The sequence below is a fragment of the Neisseria sp. P0008.S002 genome (assembly GCF_051962805.1).
Taxonomy (GTDB): Bacteria; Pseudomonadota; Gammaproteobacteria; order Burkholderiales; family Neisseriaceae; genus Neisseria; species Neisseria perflava.
On sequence record NZ_JBQCUY010000001.1, the window covers coordinates 241,549 to 260,643 of the forward strand.

Consider the following 19,095-nt stretch of genomic DNA (forward strand, 5'->3'; position numbering starts at 1 on the left):
AGTGATTTTCAAATCAATCCGCTTCCAAAACCACTTTCATGGCTTGGTTTTCAGCAGCGTGTTTGAATACATCGTAAGCTTTTTCCAATTCGCTGAATTTGAAATGGTGGGTCATCATCTTGGTGTAATCCACTGAGCTGCTGGAAATGGCTTTCATCAGCATTTCGGTAGTATTGGCGTTAACCAGGCCGGTAGTAATGGCAAGGTTTTTAATCCACAGTTTTTCCAGTTTGAAATCAACGGATTGACCATGTACACCAACCACAGCAATATGGCCACCAGGTTTCACGATGTCTTGACACATATTCCAAGTCGCAGGGATACCGACTGCTTCGATGGCACAATCTACACCGTCTTCGCCGACGATAGCGGCAACTTGTTTGCTCACATCGCCGGAAGCAGGGTTGATGGTATGGGTTGCGCCCAATTCTTTCGCCAGTTTCAAGCGGTTTTCGTCCATATCGCAAACAATGATGGCGGCAGGGCTATACAGTTGCGCAGTCAGCAATGCAGACATACCGACAGGGCCGGCACCAGCGATGAATACGGTATCGCCGGGTTTCACATCACCGTATTGCACGCCGATTTCGTGGGCGGTCGGCAAAGCATCGCTCAACAGCAAGGCAACTTCTTCGTTGACGTTGTCAGGCAGCGGAACCAAGCTGTTGTCGGCATAAGGCGTACGGACGTATTCAGCCTGGGTACCGTCAATCATATAGCCCAAGATCCAACCGCCGTTGCGGCAGTGTGAATAAAGTTGGATTTTACAGTTGTCGCAAGTACAGCATTTGCTGACACATGAAATAATGACTTTATCACCGACTTTGATGTTTTTTACAGCATCGCCGACTTCTTCTACAATACCGATGCCCTCATGACCGAGAATACGACCGTCGGCAACTTCAGGGTTTTTCCCCTTCCAAATACCCAAGTCAGTACCGCAAATCGTGGTTTTAACGATTTTGACGACTGCATCGGTCGGATCGATAATTTGAGGGCGGGGCTTTTCTTCAAAACGGATGTCGTTTGCGCCGTGATAAACCATTGCTTTCATGTGAATCTCCTTGAGCGGTTAATAAACTTTAACAATACAGCGTAAATCCACGTTAACTATATTTATATACCCCTCCGCCAGATAAGTCAATCCTGATTATTATTTTGTATATTATAGTGTAACATGCTGTTTTAAAAATAAATAATTAAAAAGAAAATATTAATGAACACACCCACATCCTTCGCGCGACGACTCATTGATTGGCAACGGCAACACGGCCGTCACGACTTGCCTTGGCAGGTCAAAGACCCCTATTCCGTCTGGCTTTCAGAAATCATGCTCCAACAAACGCAGGTTGCTACCGTATTGGACTACTATCCGCGTTTCTTAACCAAATTCCCAACCGTGCAATCGCTTGCCGCTGCGCCGCAAGACGAGGTTTTATCCTTGTGGGCAGGCTTGGGCTATTACAGCCGCGCACGCAACCTGCACAAAGCCGCGCAACAAGTCGTCGGACAATTCGGCGGCATCTTTCCTTCCGAGCGCAAGGACTTGGAAACACTCTGCGGCGTAGGCAGAAGTACCGCTGCCGCCATTTCTGCCTTTGCTTTCAACCGACGAGAAACCATCTTGGACGGCAACGTCAAACGCGTTCTCTGCCGTGTCTTTGCCCAAGACGGCAATCCGCAAGATAAGAAATTTGAAAACTCGCTTTGGACGCTTGCCGAAAGCCTGCTGCCGTCTGAAAACACTGATATGCCTGCCTACACGCAAGGCTTGATGGATTTGGGCGCAACCGTCTGCAAACGGACAAAACCTTTGTGTCATCAATGTCCTATGGCAGACATCTGCGAAGCAAAAAAACAAAACCGCATTGACGAACTGCCTCGCAAAAAAACTGCTCCCGAAGTGCAAACCCTACCGCTTTACTGGCTGATTATTCATAACACTGACGGCGCATTATTGCTTGAAAAACGCCCTGCCAAAGGCATTTGGGGCGGTCTGTATTGCGTACCCTGTTTTGAAAAATTAGACGATTTGTATGCTTACGCCAAACGCTTCGGCATTGTTTCAGACGGCCTTGAAGAACAAACCACGTTTACCCACCGCCTGACCCACCGCTTATTGATGATTACCCCTTTTCAGACGCAACAAAGGCCGTCTGAACATCTTTCAGACGGCCTTTGGGTATCATTGGAACATTTGGCGGATTATGGTTTGCCCAAACCTTTAATCAAGTATTTGGCAAAAGGCTAAACCGCCCTATTCCACAATCTCTTTAAATACAACTTCTTTCCCACCGCGAATCAATACGGCGAAACCATCGCCAATTTGCCAACGCGAGCTTGGATTGGCGTACTCGACACCCTGACTCCGCAAGCGGACTTGCGCCAGTTTCTCAACCGTATTGCCTTCACGCAGCTCAACCATCATCGGGCTGTGGCTGTTGATATAAATTGCAGTAATCGTCCGACCTTGTACGGATTGATAACGGACAGAATACGTCTGCGCCTGTGCAATGACCGGTAAAGGCGCGTCAGGGCGCACGGCCTTATACGAACCGCACGCAGCACACAAACTCAGGCACAAAGCGCAGATGACTTTGTTCAACATAGGCATAGATCAGTAATGGTGATGCGGAATCTCGCCATCAAGACGGTAATAAGTGCCGCAATACGGGCATTCAATCTCACTGTTGGACTGAATCGGCAGGAACACACGCGGATGGCCGTTCCATGTTTCATGATTAGGGCCGGAGCAATGCAGCGGCAAATCCTGCGGCTTGATGACTACAACGTTTTTTTCAGACTGTGTACTCATGGTTTGGTTCCTTACTATGTTTTCTTATCTTCCGATATTGTAAAGCAAAACGGCCACTAGGTTCAGACTGAAAACATTATATAATCACTTTTTTCAGACGGCCTTTGATGATGATGACTACCCCGCTCTGCCTTCAAGATTTCGATACTTCCGATTCCGCTTCATTTCTTTATACACTCAGCGCAGCCTATTTGGATCACACCGAACAGGCAGGCGATGAGGAAATGTCCGGCCTCAACGACGAACAGCATACATTGACCGCCCTTTGCTACCTCGACAGCCAAATTCAAGAAGGCGGCTTCGTACAGCTTATCGCTTCAGGATACGGAGAATACATCTTTGGCAATCCGGTTGCCGACAGCCTGCGCCGCTGGCGCATCAAACCGATACCGAAAATCTTAGACAAAGCCAAAGCCTTGTACGAAAAACACGGCGAAGCCATTGAAAAAATGGCAGATGAGCAAAGGGATTTCGACGAAATCCGCAAAGCTTTTCCCGATTTTGAAGAGCTTGACAGCGATTATTATGACGTTGCCGACGAAGACTTGGAAACCGCGGCAGCCTACGTTCAGGCAAATTGGGATAAATTTGCCAAACTGTCAGGCTGAAACCATAAAACTTTGCCGGTTTGAATCATCTGTTCAAACCGGCAAAATCATCAATACATCGAATTAACGTTTGTTTTTCTGATAAATCGGCATTACTTCAGGCAACATTTTGCGGATTGCATTGATACGCGCCTGATTGGTCGGGTGGGTCGACAAAATAGACAATGAGCTGCCGCCATGTACTTTGTTCATTTTTTCCCACACGCTTACCGCAGCCTCAGGGTTGTAGCCTGCTTCAGCCATCAAACGCACACCGCCGGCATCCGCTTCGCTTTCCTGATGGCGTGAGAACGGTTTGGTTGCCAACAAATCTGCTCCCAAGCCAACCAAATCACCATCTACACCGGTTGAGCTGGCCAAAATCGAACCACCCAAGCCGGTCAATACTTGCCCGCCCAAAGCTTTTTTACTGTGCTCCAACAGAGCATGGGTCATTTCATGGCCGACAACGGCGGCAATTTCAGCATCCGTCAGCTTCAATTTTTCTACTATGCCGGTGTACACGGCCATTTTACCTCCCGGCATTGCCCATGCATTCATTTCATCACTGCGGATAACGTTCATCTGCCAATTGAAAGGCACACCGGTTTTGTTAGCGCGCTCAGCATGAGGACGCAGACGTGCAAACACACGTTGAACACGTTGAGCAGTTGGAGAGGAAACATCCAAAGCTTTTTGACCACGCGCTTTTTGAATGACTTGTGAATAACTTTTAGCCGCGTCTTCATTTAAAGTCGCAGTATCGTAGCCAACCATATCCGCTACAGAAGTACAGCCGGTCAACGCCAAAATCACGCCCATGCCGGCCCAATATTTTTTATTCCATTTTTTCAACATGTTTTCTCTCTGTGTTTTTAAGTTAATGTAACGACATTGTACCCAAATTTAATACACTTTACACAAAAGGCCGTCTGAACGGTTTCAGACGGCCTTTAAGCGTAATATTTAAGAACGGCGCTGCAGCATCCAAGACTCAATCTTACGCGCATCGTTCACGCGGGTTGTGGAAGACGGAGAGTTGAGCAACACAATGGTAATCGGCTGATTCTGCACATTGGCCTTAACCACCATAGAACGTCCTGCTTCACGAATATAGCCTGTTTTCTGCAATTCAATATTCCAGCTGCCCTCACGCACCAAGGCATTGGAGTTTTTGTAGTTTTGACGACCGTTTGCCGTCCAAACCGAGCCGTAATTTGAAGTCGAATTTTTACGGATCAGCGGATATTTGCTGGCTGCCGCAACCATGCGGTTCAAATCACGCGCAGTTGAAACGTTTTGGAAATTCAAACCGGTAGGCTCATAGAAACGGCTGCTGGTCATACCCAGGCTTTGCGCTTTGGCATTCATTGCCGCAACAAACGCGCTCATACCGCCCGGATAAGTACGGCCCAATGCATGAGTGGCACGGTTCTCACTGCTCATCAGGCTCAAATGCAACAATTCGCCGCGTGTCAGCGTCGTGCCGATGCTCAAGCGGCTGCCCGTACCTTTCAGACGGTCGATTTCAGCCTCGGTAATCGTGATCGGCTCGTTCATATCCAGATGCGCATCCAAAACCACCATTGCACTCATCAATTTGGAAATAGAAGCAATCGGCATGACACGATCAGGGTTTTTCTGATACAGCACTTCACCGGTTTTATTATTGAAAATCAAAGCAGATTGCGAAGAAAGCAGAGGACCGGCCAAAGCGGCTTGAGCTTCGACTTGGTCGGCATGACTCAACGCAAAAGCTTCCATCGGGTCATTTTGCACTGGGAAATTTTGCTCCAAAAATTGTCCCAATACATCCATATCATCGGCAACGGCAGGCGCGGAAGCAAAAGCCAATGCCACACCTGTCCATACCATTCCTAAAGTTTTATAGAATTTCATATCTGCCAATTCAAAAAAATACATTTAATTCAACATTCTGTTAAATTTTTCGCTAATTGTAAAGCGAGTTGAGAAAACTTTGCGTTTGTTTGCGAGATATTCAAATCCAGCGCCCTCATCTGTTTCTTAGACGATACGGCGCAATGCCTGCTCTGATTTGAAAAAACACAAGATAGTCATTATACTTAGGCTCCCTTGTCAGAGGCATTCCCTCAATCCGGCAATACGCCCGAAATATCTGTTCCCCCTTTACAACACAGCCTCCATACAACCATACGAAGAAATTATTATGTCTGAAGAAAAACGCACCTGTTCATTTTGCGGGAAGTCCGAAAACGACGTTAAAAATCTGATCGAAGGCGAACACGCCTTCATCTGCAACGAATGTGTAGAAACTTGCGGCATGATGCTGCAAGACAACGAATCCGGCGAAATTGAAAACGAGCTTGCCAAAGCAAAAGAAGAAAACACCGAGAAAAAACTGCCTACCCCGGCCGAAATCGTTGCCAACCTCAACGACCACGTTATCGGTCAGGAACACGCAAAAAAAGCGTTGGCAGTATCGGTTTACAACCACTACAAACGCCTGCGCCATCCAAAAGCAGAGGGCAAGGTTGAATTGTCCAAATCCAACATCCTGCTCATCGGCCCTACCGGCTCAGGTAAAACCTTGTTGGCGCAATCTTTGGCGCGCAAACTGGATGTACCTTTTGTCATGGCGGATGCCACAACTTTAACCGAAGCCGGTTATGTCGGTGAAGACGTCGAACAAATCATCACCAAACTTTTGGGTAAATGTGATTTTGACGTTGAAAAAGCCCAGCGCGGCATCGTTTATATCGATGAAATCGATAAAATTTCACGCAAAAGCGACAATCCGTCCATTACGCGCGACGTATCTGGCGAAGGCGTGCAACAAGCCTTGCTGAAACTGATTGAAGGCACGGTAGCCAGCGTTCCCCCTCAAGGCGGCCGCAAACATCCGAACCAAGAATTCATCAACGTTGATACCACCAACATCCTCTTTATTTGTGGTGGCGCATTTGCCGGCTTGGAAAAAGTCATCCGTCAACGTACTGAAAAAGGCGGTATCGGCTTTGGTGCGGCGGTGCACAGTAAAGATGAAAACGCCGATATTTCAGCTCTGTTTGAGACAGTCGAGCCTGAAGATTTGATTAAATTCGGTTTAATTCCCGAGCTTATCGGCCGTCTGCCCGTGATTGCTACATTGGCAGAATTGGACGAAGATGCTTTAGTCAACATTTTGACCGAGCCGAAAAATGCCTTGGTCAAACAATATCAAACCTTGTTTGAAATGGAAGATGTCGGCCTTGAGTTTGAAGAAGATGCTTTGCGCAGCATCGCCAAACTAGCAATGGAACGCAAAACAGGTGCGCGCGGCCTGCGCTCTATCGTCGAACGTTGCCTCTTAGACACCATGTACACTCTACCAGATTTGAAAGACGTAGCAAAAGTCGTCATCAATAAAGAGGTCGTGGAAAAAGGCGAACAGCCAAAACTTTTCCGTGAAGACGGCAGCGAATATAAGCAATAAGGTTTATTCTCCGAAAAAGACGTGTACCCGTTACACGTCTTTTTTATTTTCTTAATAAAACCAAAACCATATTTCCTAATAATGCCCTTATACATAAAAAAACAAAGGCCGTCTGAAACATATTCAGACGACCTTTGTTTTCAAGTTGCTCTAAGTCTGTCTTCATCCGGAGTATTGATGAGAGTGACTTCCTTGAATTTTATGAAGCTTATTTTTTTGCTTTCTTAACAGCTTTTTTAGCAGGAGCAGCTTTGGCAGCAGGCTCAGAAGCCGCAGCTTCAGGAGCAGCAGTTTCAGGAGCAGCTACTGGCTCAGATGCAGCAGGTTCGGAGGCAGCTGATTCAGCGGTACGTTGATAGCCTTTGTCTTTCATGCAGGCATCAAACACAGCTCGGTCAGCATTTTCACCAGATGCTTGTTGACATTGAGTCATTGCTTCTTCAACAGTGATGCGTGGCGCTGCCGCTTCTTCAGGTTTGGAAGAAGAACAAGCTGCCAACATCAGGCTACCGGTTGCAAGAGCGATCAATAAAGTTTTCATAATTGTATATTCCTAAATTTTGATTTTATGGTTTACCGTTAAACGGGAGAAACAGGCTACAAAACAAGCTCTGCACCTCAATATTGAGTACGTGAGTACAATTTAGTTTCATTTTAGCCGGTAAGTTTTTGATAAATTAATTCTATTAAAGTTAAGACAAATGCTTAATCTTCAATAAACTCAAAACCTTGCAAGCCAGTAAATTTTTCTGTTTTTGAACTGTAAAAATATCAAAACTTGGTCAATCCTAGCCGCAACCATCATTTGGGGAGTCCCTCTTTTTATGGCATAATGGGCTACTTGACGGATTATTCCGCTCCCCATTTTTTTCAAACCGCAGAATCAAAATCATACTGCGGTTTATCCATTTCAGAATCAGATTTTTCAGACGGCCTCACCATTCAAAAGGCCGTCTGAACAGAAAGCCACCATCATGAATCCTTTCTCTTCACTCGGTTTAGGCAGCGAATTAGTCTCTGCCCTGACCGATCAAGGGTATGAAAACCCGACGCCTATCCAAGCCGCAGCGATTCCTAAAGCCTTGGCAGGACACGATCTTTTGGCCGCAGCACAAACCGGCACAGGTAAAACCGCCGCCTTTATGCTGCCCAGCCTCGAACGCCTGAAACGCTACGCCACATCCAGCACCTCCCCTGCCATGCACCCTGTCCGCATGTTGGTATTGACCCCGACCCGCGAACTGGCCGATCAAATCGATCAAAACGTGCAGGCATACATTAAGAATCTTCCTTTACGCCATACCGTCCTCTTTGGCGGCGTCAATATGGACAAACAAACTGCCGACTTGCGCGCCGGTTGCGAAATCGTTGTCGCTACGGTTGGCCGACTGCTCGACCACGTTAAACAAAAAAACATCAATTTAAACAAAGTTGAAATCGTCGTACTCGACGAAGCCGACCGTATGCTTGATATGGGTTTCATCGACGATATCCGTAAAATCATGCAGATGTTGCCCAAACAGCGACAAACCCTGCTTTTCTCCGCCACTTTCTCACCGCCTATCCGCAAGCTTGCGCAAGATTTTATGCACACGCCCGAAATGGTTGAAGTGGCTGCGCAAAATACCACCAACGCCAATGTCGAGCAACACATCATTGCCGTTGATGCACTCAAAAAGCGCAACCTGCTCGAACGTCTGATTGTTGATTTGCATATGAATCAAGTCATTGTATTCTGCAAAACCAAACAAAGCGTCGATCAAGTTACCCGCGACCTCGTCCGCCGCAACATTGCCGCTCAATCCATCCACGGCGACAAATCCCAACAAAGCCGACTGGAAACCCTCAACGCCTTTAAAGAAGGTACATTACGCGTTTTGGTTGCCACCGACGTTGCCGCACGCGGTTTGGATATTGCCGAGTTGCCTTTTGTCATCAACTACGAGCTGCCAACCCAACCTGAAGACTACGTCCACCGCATCGGACGCACCGGCCGGGCCGGTGCCGACGGCGTTGCCATTTCCTTGATGGATAAAACCGAACAGAAAATGTTTGAATCCATTAAAGAGCTGACCGGCAGCGATTTGAATGTGGAACGCATCGAAGGCTTTGAGCCGTATTGGTGGGGCAACGACAATCAAGATGAAGCTGAAGCACAACCGGTTCAGCACAACGACAGCCGCTCTCGCCGCGAAGATAGAAACAAACGCAACGAATACGCGAATAAATCAGATAAAAGCTCAAAAAAAGCAGAAGAGAAAAACGATCCGGGTATTGTCTGCGGCAAAATTGCCGGCAGAACACGCCGCAGCCGTCACGAGCGTCAGCCTTGCGCCCTGCTCCAACCTGGTTTTGGCGTAAAGTAAACAACGCTGATTAATCGGTTTTCTGATTATTTATCCTAAGCAAAGGCCGTCTGAAACTTATCTTTCAGACGGCCTTTTATTAAACTAAAAATAAAAAGGACGTGATGAACACGCCCTTTATTTTTCCGTTTCAGACGGCCTTTATTATTTAAGGCCGTCTGAAAATCGGTTTACCTTGCTATATTAAACATTCACTTTCTCGGCTACTTCGTTGTAGCTGTCGATTTCATTGAAGTTCATGTAGCGGTAGATTTGGTCGCCCTGCTCGTTAATGATGCCGATATTGGCTTGGTATTCTTCAACAGTCGGGATTTTACCCAGTTTGGAGCAGATTGCCGCCAACTCAGCCGAGCCGAGGTAAACAAAGGTGTTTTTACCCAAGCGGTTCGGGAAGTTACGGGTAGAAGTGGACATTACAGTCGCACCTTCGTGTACTTGCGCTTGGTTACCCATACACAATGAGCAACCCGGCATTTCCATACGCGCGCCTGCACGGCCGAGTACACCGTAGTGACCTTCGTCAGACAACTCTTTCGCATCCATTTTGGTCGGCGGTGCCATCCACAGACGTACCGGGATGTCGCTCTTGCCTTCCAAGAGTTTGGAGGCGGCGCGGAAGTGGCCGATGTTGGTCATACAAGAACCGATGAACACTTCGTCGATTTTGGTGCCGGAGCGTTCAGACATGAAGCACACGTCGTCAGGGTCGTTCGGGCAAGCAATAATCGGCTCTTTAATGTCGTCCATGTTGATTTCAATCACGGCGGCGTATTCGGCATCTTTATCCGCTTCGAGCAATTCAGGATTTGCCAACCATGCTTCCATGGCTTTGATACGGCGTTCCAAAGTGCGTGAATCTTGATAGCCGTCGGCAATCATGTTTTTCATCAACACAATATTGGATTTCATGTACTCGATAATCGGCTCTTTGTTGAGCTTCACGGTACAGCCAGCAGCAGAGCGTTCGGCAGACGCGTCAGTCAATTCAAAGGCTTGTTCCACTTTCAAATCAGGCAGGCCTTCGATTTCGAGGATGCGGCCGGAGAAGATGTTTTTCTTACCGGCTTTGGCAACAGTCAGCAAACCTTGTTTAATCGCGTACAACGGAATTGCATTTACCAAGTCACGCAGGGTGACGCCCGGTTGCAGTTTGCCGCTGAAGCGTACCAATACAGACTCAGGCATATCAAGCGGCATTACGCCCGTGGCTGCTGCGAAAGCAACCAAGCCCGAACCTGCAGGGAAAGAAATACCGATAGGGAAACGGGTGTGGCTATCGCCGCCTGTACCGACTGTATCAGGCAACAGCAGACGGTTGAGCCATGAGTGAATCACGCCATCACCCGGACGCAGGGATACACCGCCACGGGTAGAGATGAAAGCAGGCAATTCTTTATGAGTTCTCACATCGACAGGTTTTGGATAAGCCGCGGTGTGACAGAAAGACTGCATCACCATATCTGCTGAGAAGCCCAAGCAAGCCAGGTCTTTCAATTCGTCGCGAGTCATCGGGCCGGTAGTATCTTGCGAGCCGACAGTAGTCATGCGTGGTTCGCAGTAAGTACCCGGACGCACGCCTTTGCCTTCCGGCAAACCGCAGGCGCGACCAACCATTTTTTGAGCCAATGTGAAACCGGCTTTGCTTTCAGCTGGCGCTTGAGGCAGACGGAACTCGGTAGAAGCAGGCAATTTCAGTGCTTCGCGCGCTTTGGCAGTCAAACCGCGACCGATAATCAGGTTAATACGGCCACCGGCTTGCACTTCGTCCAGCAATACTTGTGATTTCAATTCAAACTCGGCAACAATCTCGCCGTTTTTCACGATTTTGCCTTCATAAGGCAGGATATCGACGACATCGCCCATTTTCAGAGCAGATACATCGACTTCAATCGGCAATGCGCCGGAGTCTTCTTGAGTATTGAAGAAAATAGGAGCAATTTTGCCACCCAAGCACACACCGCCGAAACGCTTATTCGGTACGAACGGAATATCTTCGCCTGTATGCCAAATCACGGAGTTGGTAGCAGATTTACGTGAAGAACCGGTACCGACCACGTCGCCAACGTAAGCAACCGGATGGCCTTTGGCTTTGAGTTCTTCCAACAATTTAATCGGACCGACTTCGCCCGGTTTGTCAGGATTGATGCCGTCGCGCGGGTTTTTCAACATAGCCAGCGCGTGCAGAGGGATATCAGGACGGCTCCATGCATCAGGTGCAGGAGAGAGGTCGTCTGTATTGGTTTCACCGTCGACTTTGAAGACGGTAACAGTGATTTTTTCTGGAACTTTGGCACGAGAAGTGAACCATTCGGCATCTGCCCAAGATTGCAATACTTCTTGCGCGTATTTGTTGCCTTTTTCGGCTTTTTCTTGAACATCGTGGAAAGAGTCAAACATCAACAGAGTGTGTTTCAGACCATTTGCAGCGATAGGCGCAAGTTTGTCGTTGTCCAAGAGTTCGATGAGTGCATGAATGTTGTAACCGCCAAGCATAGTACCCAACAGCTCGGTAGCATACTCAGGGGAAATCAGCGGACTGGATGCGCTGCCTTCGGCAACGGCAGCCAAAAATGAGGCTTTAACTTTGGCGGCATCGTCCACACCGGGTGGTACGCGGTGAGCCAACAGCTCAACCAAGAACTCACCTTCACCGGCAGGTGGATTTTTCAGCAGCTCAACCAAATCAGCAGTCTGCTGAGCAGTCAGAGGAAGGGCGGGAATACCAAGGGCGGCGCGCTCGACGGCGGCTTTACGATAGGCTTCTAACATCTCTTTGTTCCTTTTTCTGTTTTTTCTTCTGGACAATTGCAAATGATTTGCAATTAAGGATTGTAAACAATCCTTTTAAGTATCATAGACCAGTTTTCAAAAAATGGGAACAGTTATGTTACTAAGTGTAATAAATTTAAACTATTTTATTTAATGTGTTAATAGTCTAATTATCTAAAGCTGCCCTATTCTAGGCGTTTTAGCCAAACAGACGGGAAACTTCGGCTGATTTTTTACGGTACGGCAATATGATTTCAACGCGGAACAGGCCGTCTGATTGGATATATCTGATTTTCGCGTCGGTGTCATACATCAAAGTCAGGCGCTCTTTCAGATTGCGCAAGGCCATAGAATTACCTTTATGCGGCTTGGTATTTTCGTTGGGTTCCGTTCCGCACGGATTTTCGATACTGATGAAAATAGATGATTTTTCCAATTTTGTTAATACCGTAATTATCCCTGGACGGTGGATAGATTCGACACCATGGAATACGGCATTTTCCAAAAGCGGTTGCAACAACAGATGCGGTGTTTCCGCATCATCAGGCGCATGGTGCTGCCACATGACCTGTACGCGCATATGTCCCATGCGGATTTGCTCGATGGCAATATATTCCTGCGCCCACTCGATTTCCTGTCCTAAGGTACTGTTTTGACTACCGTCGCGCAGTTGTGCGCGGAACAAGTTGGCCAAATTTTCCAGCAAAGTCTCCGCGTCATACGGACGCAGACGGATTAAGCTGATGGCGGCATTCAAGCTGTTAAACAAGAAATGCGGACGGATACGCGCTGTCAACGCGCTCAGTCTGGCTTCGGAAATGGAAGGCGCAAGGCTATTGCGACGGGCTGCTTCGATGTACATGAAACTGAAACAAAAAAAGGTCAGCAAGAAGAAGTGTTGAATCAGCAGCCAAATTTCCGTCTTCAAAATCACTAGATCGACAAACAAGAAAATCAGCAGGTTGGAGACGTAGGAAACCACAACGCTGTACTGCGAGCGAAGCAGGGAAGGCGCAAATGCCTGTAAGAAATAGACCTTGAGTAAAATTAAGAGGATGACGGGGCAAGCCCATGAAAAATGTTGGAAAATCTGTTCCGGATAAGGCACACCCGATACCGTCATCAACGGAAAGATAAACAAACTGATTAATAAAACAATAAGCAGGCGCACCAAAGTTGCGGAATTGCGCAAATCCGGCACTGCGAAATTCTGGTTTATTTGACGTATAATAGACATGATTTCAACCGTTTTCTTTCATAATGTATAGACGGGTCTGCTATATTGAAGACGTAGACCCTGTTTTTTATTTATATTTTAAGGATGCTGATATGAGCAAGGACAAAACCTGGTCAGGCCGTTTTAACGAACCTGTTTCCGAGCTGGTCAAAAAATATACCGGCTCGATTGATTTTGACAAACGGCTGGCAGAATGGGACATCCAAGGCTCGCTGGCACACGCGCAAATGCTGACACAGTCGGGCGTTTTGAGCGAAGACGACCTCTTTGCCATCCGTCAGGGCATGGCCGAGATTATAGCAGAAATCAAGGAAGGAACGATTTCCTGGTCGCTGGATTTGGAAGATGTCCACATGAACATCGAACGCCGCCTCACCGACAAAATCGGCGATGCCGGCAAACGCCTGCACACCGGCCGCAGCCGCAACGACCAAGTCGCTACCGACATCCGCCTGTGGCTGCGCGACCAGATTACCGTCATTCAAGACCTGATTCAAAACCTTCAGACGGCCTTGGTTGATTTGGCGGAACAAAACGCCGAAACCGTCATGCCCGGCTTTACCCACCTGCAAGTTGCCCAGCCGGTCAGCTTCGGGCATCACATGCTCGCCTACGTTGAAATGCTCGGCCGCGATTTCGAGCGCATGGTCGACTGCCGCAAACGCGTCAACCGTATGCCGCTCGGCGCCGCAGCCCTTGCCGGTACCACCTACCCGATTCAACGCGAAATTACCGCCGAGCTGCTGGGATTTGAGCAAATCTGCCAAAACTCACTCGATGCCGTATCTGACCGCGATTTTGCCATTGAGTTCACGGCCGCCGCTTCTCTGATTATGGTCCACCTGAGCCGCCTTTCCGAAGAATTGATTTTGTGGATGAGCCCGCGTTTCGGCTTTATCGACATTGCCGACCGTTTCTGCACCGGCTCGTCCATCATGCCGCAAAAGAAAAACCCCGACGTACCCGAACTCGTGCGCGGTAAATCCGGTCGCGTGATTGGCCACCTGATCGGCCTGGTTACCCTGATGAAATCTCAACCTTTGGCATATAACAAAGATAATCAGGAAGACAAAGAGCCTTTGTTTGATACTGCCGATACGCTTATCGACACCCTGCGCATTTACGCCGACATGATGCGCGGCGTAACCGTCAAACCCGACAACATGCGCGCCGCCGTAATGCAGGGTTTTGCAACTGCTACCGATTTGGCGGATTACTTGGTGAAAAAAGGCATGCCTTTCCGCGACAGCCACGAAGTTGTTGCCCAAGCCGTGCGCCATGCCGATGAAGCTGGCGTTGATTTGAGCGAATTGCCGCTTGAAGTCTTGCAAGGTTTCAGCGGTTTGATTACCAACGACGTTTACAGCGTGCTAACACCCGAAGGCAGCTTAAACGCGCGCAACCACTTGGGCGGCACCGCGCCTGAACAAGTCCGTTTCCAAATTAAACGCTGGCGTGAATTGTTGGCTTAAACCCATCTAAATACATAATAAAAGGCCGTCTGAAAATTTTCAGACGGCCTTTTGATTACCCGTGTTACACTCAACCGCACAATAAAAACAGATAAACCTAAACTTACCTTCAAACGAGAAAACACGCCTCCTGACTTTGCCGCCATCTTCAAACAAAAGGAGCAAGGATGAAAAACATTGTCTTAAAATTGGTTATGATCTGCCTATGCTGCGGATGCTATGCCGTATTCGTTGCCTGGGAAAATGGCGGATTCAGCCAGCTCCATGATTTTCAAGCAATAGAGAGCAACGGCATGAGCGTATACCTTCATCAAATCTCCGCCGCCACCATGCAGGCTGAAAAAAACGAGCTGTCGATTTTGCAAAACAACCAAAACAGCTTAGCCTCTTGCGTCGGCATTGAATCTTTATGCGAACACGCCAAGCCGGGCATCTGGGTTGAACATGCCAAATTCTTACAGCATAAGGACACGGGCAAATTATTGGTACTTTCGTTGGACTATTTAGAAAACAGTGACACCGCAAAAACCCTACACAACCGCTATTCTGCATCGCTCCTACCCCAAGCAGATAGAAAGGATGCGTGGCATTACGCCTGGCGTACATTTTTGAGCTCAATAATATTTCTAATGGTCGTCAATCTGACGCCAATGATTTTTGCCCTATTCGAAGAAAAGACAAGCGCAGCATAAAAACATGCCGTCTGAAAACATTTTCAGACGGCATGTTTCATTATTAAAGCTTAACGCGGATGAACCATATCGGCAGGAACGACCAATTCGTCAAACTCTTCGCCTGTCAACAAGCCCAATTCGATGGCGGTTTCGCGCAACGATTTGTCGTTTTTATAGGCGGTTTTGGCGACTTTGGCGGCGTTTTCGTAGCCGATTTTGCGGTTTAACGCAGTAACCAACATCAGAGAATGGTGCAAGAAATAATCGATTTTTTCCGGTACGGGTTCGATGCCGACGGCGCAGTTTTCGTTGAAGCTGTTGCACGCATCGCCCAACAGGCGGATGGATTGCAAGAGGTTGTAAGCGATAACGGGCATATAGACGTTCAGCTCGAAGTTGCCCGATGCGCCTGCCATGCCGATGGTGACGTCGTTGCCGAACACTTGGCAGCACACCATGGTCATTGCTTCGCATTGGGTCGGGTTGACTTTGCCCGGCATGATGGACGAACCCGGCTCGTTTTCGGGGATTTTGATTTCGCCCAAACCGCAGCGCGGGCCGCTTGCCAGCCAACGGATGTCGTTGGCGATTTTGTTCAGGCTTGCCGCCAGCGTTTTCAATGCGCCCGAAGCGGCAACGGCGGCATCGCGTCCGCCCAAGGCTTCAAATTTGTTCGGCGCGCTGACAAATGGCAGGCCGGACAGTTCGGCGAGTTTGGCGGCGGCTTTTTCGGCGTATTCGGGATGGCTGTTTAAGCCCGTGCCGACCGCCGTGCCGCCCAAAGCGAGTTCATACAAGTCTTTAAGCGCATCGTTCAGACGGCCTAAACCGTGATCGAGCTGGGAAACGTAGCCGGAAAATTCTTGTCCCAAAGTCAGCGGCGTCGCGTCCTGCAAATGGGTGCGGCCGATTTTGACGATAGGGGCGAATTCTTTGGCTTTTTTGTCCAATGTATCGCGCAGGGCTTTTACCGCCGGAATAAGGTGGCGGTTGATTTCAATCGCGGCGGCAACGTGGATGGCGGTCGGGAACGCATCGTTGGTCGATTGCGCGTGGTTCACATGGTCGTTGGGATGGACGGGCTGGTACGCTGCCAAACCCGTACCAGCGATTTCGTTGGCGCGGTTCGCCAGCACTTCGTTCATGTTCATATTGGACTGCGTGCCGGAGCCGGTCTGCCACACTACCAATGGGAACTGCCCGTCAAGCTTGCCGTTCAACACATCATCTGCCGCCTGCGTAATCAAATCTGCCTGTTCGGGCTTAATCCTGCCGAGGGAAACATTGGTGGCGGCTGCGGCTTTTTTTACCAGCGCCAAAGCATAAATCAACGGCTGCGGCAGGGTTTCGCCGCCGATTTTGAAATTGTTGCGGCTGCGCTGGGTCTGCGCGCCCCAATAGGCTTCGGACGGGACTTCGACATTGCCCATGGTGTCGTGTTCGGTACGGGTACTCATGCGTTTCTCCTATATTTAAACAGAAATAATAATGATTCTTAAATTTATTATACCCAGCAAAAGGCCGTCTGAAAAGAGAGGGGTTTTCAGACGGCCTTTTGCTTTATTACCCTGAAATATTAATAGTAGACAAAACCCGATTTCGGAGCAAATACAACCTGCGCCGCCACTCCCCTCTTCTAAAAATTCTCCTTCTTGCCGATTTGTATTTTGCGCTAGGTGTTTATCGACAATAAATACCTTATCGTTTCTTTACTTTGCTTCTCTCTAAGAGCATAATAAATAAAAATGATTATCAGGATATAGATCATGAAACAAAACCATTTGATTTGCTTGTTAATGAGCAGTTTTGCCGCCGCAAACGGCTTTGCCGAAACCTTGGCAGACCCAGACGAAATCCAGCCTGTCAAAACCTTCTCCCCTCCCAAACCGATTGCACCAACCGCCGCACAAGGCTATTTCCCCGAAAACCAATTCGACCGCACCGACCGCAGCGATCATTACTTTGTTACCGAAAACATAGACCAAGCCTTCCGTCCGCTGAAAGCAAACAGCGGCTTCTACGGCAAAAGTTTTTACAATTCCGTTACCGCGCAAGCGCGTGGAGCAAAAGTGTACGGCGTGGTCAACCTCAATCACACCAAGGCCAACGGCTATAAAGACGGCGACAGCAATCAGACCGATTGGAAATATAGCCGTTTTAATCAAGCTTTGGTACTCGGTTTCGTGCCGTCTGAAAATCAGGAATACCGCCTCACCTACCTACACGACGACATCAACAACGACCGCCAACCGCAGTTCGTCAACGACGCATTGGATACCGAACGCCACATCGCCAAACTCAACGCGCGTTGGGGCAATGCCGATTTGAGCAATACGGTCAGCGCGGAAGCAGGCATCATCAAACTCAAACGCCATGCCGACAATTACTCCCTGCGCCAAAACAATACGCCGCAGCAAGTATTCGTAGAGCTTGACCGCAAAGTGTACGACTTCTCGCTCAAACACGATGCGAACTTCGGCAAATTCCACAACACCGCCGCCGTTAGCTACCGCAACGACAGCCAAAACGGCGAGCGCAACGCCCACACCGCCATGCGCGATTTCCTCAACGGCTACCGTTTCGCCGATGTACACCTCGACCGCTGGCGCATTGCCGATACCTTGTCTTACAAGTTTGACGACCGACACAAACTGGGCTTGGGTTTGAGCTACGAAATCAACAAAGCGGACGTACGCAAAAATACGGCGCAACCCGCCCATCCGATGAACCGCAACCTTGCCTTCGCCTCATCGCAGCAAATCTGGAAAACCCATTACGGCTACGACTTCAACGGCAAAGTGCGCCGTCATGCCTTTTCAGGTGAACTCAAATACGATTTTACGCCGTCTGAAACGCAAAAATACGGCGTTTCCCTTGCTCACTTAGAACGCATCGGCGACAACACCGAACGCTTCAACTCGCTTGCCGCCATCGTGCAAAACCGTATGAACGGCATGCTGATGAACCAAAACCCAGCCGCCGCCATCGCAGGCAATCCCCTGCTGAAAACCGAAAAACACAACCGCATCAAGCTCACCGCCGACAGCCGCAACGACTACTACAACGGCTATATGAACTCGTTGGCAGGCGCAGGCTGGAACGTGGGCGGCACACTTGTGGCGGACAAAGTCAAAGACCTGATTATTTTTGACCGCGCACACGGACAAAGCGGCACGGCTTCCAAAGGCAGCGGCATCATCACACGCAACGTGGATGCACGATTGTTTACCGCGCAAGCCTACGCGCGTTACAACTTCAATCCGCATTGGGCGGCAGGCATCAAAGCCACCTACAACTACGGACACAATGAAACCGACGGCAGGCCGCTCTATCAAATCCGTCCGTTTGAAGCCGCCGTCCAAGCCGACTACAAAAACTACTTTGCCCACGGCAGCTACAACATCGGCGCAGCAACACGCTTTGTCGCCAAACAAACGCGCGGCGATTTTGACGCGGCAAGAGGTCTGGGCATAGACAAACGCGAAGCCGCCAAAGGCTTTACCGTTGCCGACCTTTACGCAGGCGTAAACATCAAAGACAAATACGGCTTGCGCTTGGGCGTAAACAACGTGTTCAACAAAAAATACGCCGAACACATCAGCGGCGACCACGTCCTCGCCCTGTCGCCCAGTGTGGTGTATGCACCGGGCAGGACATATTGGTTGAGTTTGCATGCGGCTTTTTAAAATCAGGCCGTCTGAAAGAATGCCTACACTGGCTT

General features: G+C 48.8%; 16 protein-coding genes. 7 read left to right on the plus strand and 9 right to left on the minus strand.

Going from position 1 to position 19,095, the window contains the following annotated elements:
• Window positions 1-13 precede the first annotated feature (13 nt).
• Window positions 14-1,054, minus strand: a complete 1,041-nt coding sequence (locus ACTHSA_RS01160; RefSeq protein ID WP_049335428.1) for a zinc-dependent alcohol dehydrogenase family protein — start codon at window positions 1,052-1,054, stop codon at window positions 14-16.
• A gap of 162 nt (window positions 1,055-1,216) precedes the next feature.
• Between ACTHSA_RS01160 and mutY the strand changes: the two genes are divergently transcribed.
• Window positions 1,217-2,251: an A/G-specific adenine glycosylase gene (gene mutY / locus ACTHSA_RS01165; RefSeq protein WP_070625895.1), complete on the plus strand. Its 1,035-nt coding sequence runs from the start codon at window positions 1,217-1,219 to the stop codon at window positions 2,249-2,251.
• Window positions 2,252-2,257: 6 nt separating this feature from the next.
• Here mutY and ACTHSA_RS01170 read toward each other — a convergent pair whose 3' ends face one another.
• Window positions 2,258-2,614, minus strand: coding sequence for a hypothetical protein (locus tag ACTHSA_RS01170; protein ID WP_070625897.1), 357 nt, complete (start codon window positions 2,612-2,614; stop codon window positions 2,258-2,260).
• 3 nt (window positions 2,615-2,617) lie between these two features.
• Window positions 2,618-2,815, minus strand: a complete 198-nt coding sequence (locus ACTHSA_RS01175) for a zinc-finger domain-containing protein (RefSeq protein WP_003745781.1) — start codon at window positions 2,813-2,815, stop codon at window positions 2,618-2,620.
• A 113-nt stretch (window positions 2,816-2,928) separates the two neighbouring features.
• Between ACTHSA_RS01175 and ACTHSA_RS01180 the strand changes: the two genes are divergently transcribed.
• A complete protein-coding gene (locus ACTHSA_RS01180) occupies window positions 2,929-3,423 on the plus strand; it encodes a DMP19 family protein (protein ID WP_070625976.1) in 495 nt (164 codons plus the stop codon).
• Between the two features lie 63 nt (window positions 3,424-3,486).
• Here ACTHSA_RS01180 and ACTHSA_RS01185 read toward each other — a convergent pair whose 3' ends face one another.
• Complete coding sequence (locus ACTHSA_RS01185) at window positions 3,487-4,260, minus strand: M48 family metallopeptidase (RefSeq protein WP_004519369.1); 774 nt, start codon at window positions 4,258-4,260, stop codon at window positions 3,487-3,489.
• Between the two features lie 108 nt (window positions 4,261-4,368).
• Window positions 4,369-5,277 (minus strand): serine hydrolase, encoded by a 909-nt coding sequence (locus tag ACTHSA_RS01190; protein WP_371440889.1) that lies wholly within the window; start codon window positions 5,275-5,277, stop codon window positions 4,369-4,371.
• A gap of 313 nt (window positions 5,278-5,590) precedes the next feature.
• Here ACTHSA_RS01190 and clpX point away from each other — a divergent pair, with 313 nt between their 5' ends.
• Window positions 5,591-6,856, plus strand: coding sequence for an ATP-dependent Clp protease ATP-binding subunit ClpX (gene clpX / locus ACTHSA_RS01195; RefSeq protein ID WP_004519368.1), 1,266 nt, complete (start codon window positions 5,591-5,593; stop codon window positions 6,854-6,856).
• Window positions 6,857-7,064: 208 nt separating this feature from the next.
• Here clpX and ACTHSA_RS01200 read toward each other — a convergent pair whose 3' ends face one another.
• Window positions 7,065-7,397 carry a hypothetical protein gene (locus ACTHSA_RS01200; protein WP_070625899.1) on the minus strand — a complete coding sequence of 111 codons (333 nt, stop codon included), beginning with the start codon at window positions 7,395-7,397 and terminating at the stop codon, window positions 7,065-7,067.
• Between the two features lie 430 nt (window positions 7,398-7,827).
• On the opposite strand from ACTHSA_RS01200, the gene ACTHSA_RS01205 reads away from it, so the two are divergent.
• Window positions 7,828-9,222 carry a DEAD/DEAH box helicase gene (locus ACTHSA_RS01205; RefSeq protein ID WP_100066635.1) on the plus strand — a complete coding sequence of 465 codons (1,395 nt, stop codon included), beginning with the start codon at window positions 7,828-7,830 and terminating at the stop codon, window positions 9,220-9,222.
• A 183-nt stretch (window positions 9,223-9,405) separates the two neighbouring features.
• Here the strand turns inward: ACTHSA_RS01205 and acnB are convergent, their stop codons facing one another.
• Together acnB and ACTHSA_RS01215 are read right to left on the minus strand one after the other, a co-directional pair.
• Window positions 9,406-11,991: a bifunctional aconitate hydratase 2/2-methylisocitrate dehydratase gene (gene acnB, locus ACTHSA_RS01210; RefSeq protein ID WP_440378784.1), complete on the minus strand. Its 2,586-nt coding sequence runs from the start codon at window positions 11,989-11,991 to the stop codon at window positions 9,406-9,408.
• Window positions 11,992-12,190: 199 nt separating this feature from the next.
• A complete protein-coding gene (locus ACTHSA_RS01215; protein ID WP_004519364.1) occupies window positions 12,191-13,228 on the minus strand; it encodes a sensor histidine kinase in 1,038 nt (345 codons plus the stop codon).
• 92 nt (window positions 13,229-13,320) lie between these two features.
• On the opposite strand from ACTHSA_RS01215, the gene argH reads away from it, so the two are divergent.
• Together argH and ACTHSA_RS01225 are read left to right on the plus strand one after the other, a co-directional pair.
• Entirely contained in the window at window positions 13,321-14,700 is a 1,380-nt protein-coding gene (gene argH, locus ACTHSA_RS01220) for an argininosuccinate lyase (RefSeq protein WP_039861969.1), read from the plus strand.
• A gap of 167 nt (window positions 14,701-14,867) precedes the next feature.
• Entirely contained in the window at window positions 14,868-15,392 is a 525-nt protein-coding gene (locus ACTHSA_RS01225; RefSeq protein ID WP_004519361.1) for a hypothetical protein, read from the plus strand.
• Window positions 15,393-15,442: 50 nt separating this feature from the next.
• Here the strand turns inward: ACTHSA_RS01225 and fumC are convergent, their stop codons facing one another.
• Entirely contained in the window at window positions 15,443-16,831 is a 1,389-nt protein-coding gene (fumC, locus tag ACTHSA_RS01230) for a class II fumarate hydratase (protein ID WP_004519360.1), read from the minus strand.
• Between the two features lie 309 nt (window positions 16,832-17,140).
• On the opposite strand from fumC, the gene ACTHSA_RS01235 reads away from it, so the two are divergent.
• On the plus strand, window positions 17,141-19,060 hold the full coding sequence (locus ACTHSA_RS01235) for a TonB-dependent receptor (protein ID WP_049335422.1): 1,920 nt from the start codon (window positions 17,141-17,143) through the stop codon (window positions 19,058-19,060).
• Window positions 19,061-19,095 lie beyond the last annotated feature (35 nt).

Coding starts and splice junctions, on each gene's coding strand:
- ACTHSA_RS01160 (WP_049335428.1), bottom strand. CDS start 1,054: ATGAAAGCAATGGTTTATCACGGCGCAAACGACATCCGTTTTGAAGAA.
- mutY (WP_070625895.1), top strand. CDS start 1,217: ATGAACACACCCACATCCTTCGCGCGACGACTCATTGATTGGCAACGG.
- ACTHSA_RS01170 (WP_070625897.1), bottom strand. CDS start 2,614: ATGCCTATGTTGAACAAAGTCATCTGCGCTTTGTGCCTGAGTTTGTGT.
- ACTHSA_RS01175 (WP_003745781.1), bottom strand. CDS start 2,815: ATGAGTACACAGTCTGAAAAAAACGTTGTAGTCATCAAGCCGCAGGAT.
- ACTHSA_RS01180 (WP_070625976.1), top strand. CDS start 2,929: ATGACTACCCCGCTCTGCCTTCAAGATTTCGATACTTCCGATTCCGCT.
- ACTHSA_RS01185 (WP_004519369.1), bottom strand. CDS start 4,260: ATGTTGAAAAAATGGAATAAAAAATATTGGGCCGGCATGGGCGTGATT.
- ACTHSA_RS01190 (WP_371440889.1), bottom strand. CDS start 5,277: ATGGTATGGACAGGTGTGGCATTGGCTTTTGCTTCCGCGCCTGCCGTT.
- clpX (WP_004519368.1), top strand. CDS start 5,591: ATGTCTGAAGAAAAACGCACCTGTTCATTTTGCGGGAAGTCCGAAAAC.
- ACTHSA_RS01200 (WP_070625899.1), bottom strand. CDS start 7,397: ATGAAAACTTTATTGATCGCTCTTGCAACCGGTAGCCTGATGTTGGCA.
- acnB (WP_440378784.1), bottom strand. CDS start 11,991: ATGTTAGAAGCCTATCGTAAAGCCGCCGTCGAGCGCGCCGCCCTTGGT.
- ACTHSA_RS01215 (WP_004519364.1), bottom strand. CDS start 13,228: ATGTCTATTATACGTCAAATAAACCAGAATTTCGCAGTGCCGGATTTG.
- argH (WP_039861969.1), top strand. CDS start 13,321: ATGAGCAAGGACAAAACCTGGTCAGGCCGTTTTAACGAACCTGTTTCC.
- ACTHSA_RS01225 (WP_004519361.1), top strand. CDS start 14,868: ATGAAAAACATTGTCTTAAAATTGGTTATGATCTGCCTATGCTGCGGA.
- fumC (WP_004519360.1), bottom strand. CDS start 16,831: ATGAGTACCCGTACCGAACACGACACCATGGGCAATGTCGAAGTCCCG.
- ACTHSA_RS01235 (WP_049335422.1), top strand. CDS start 17,141: ATGAAACAAAACCATTTGATTTGCTTGTTAATGAGCAGTTTTGCCGCC.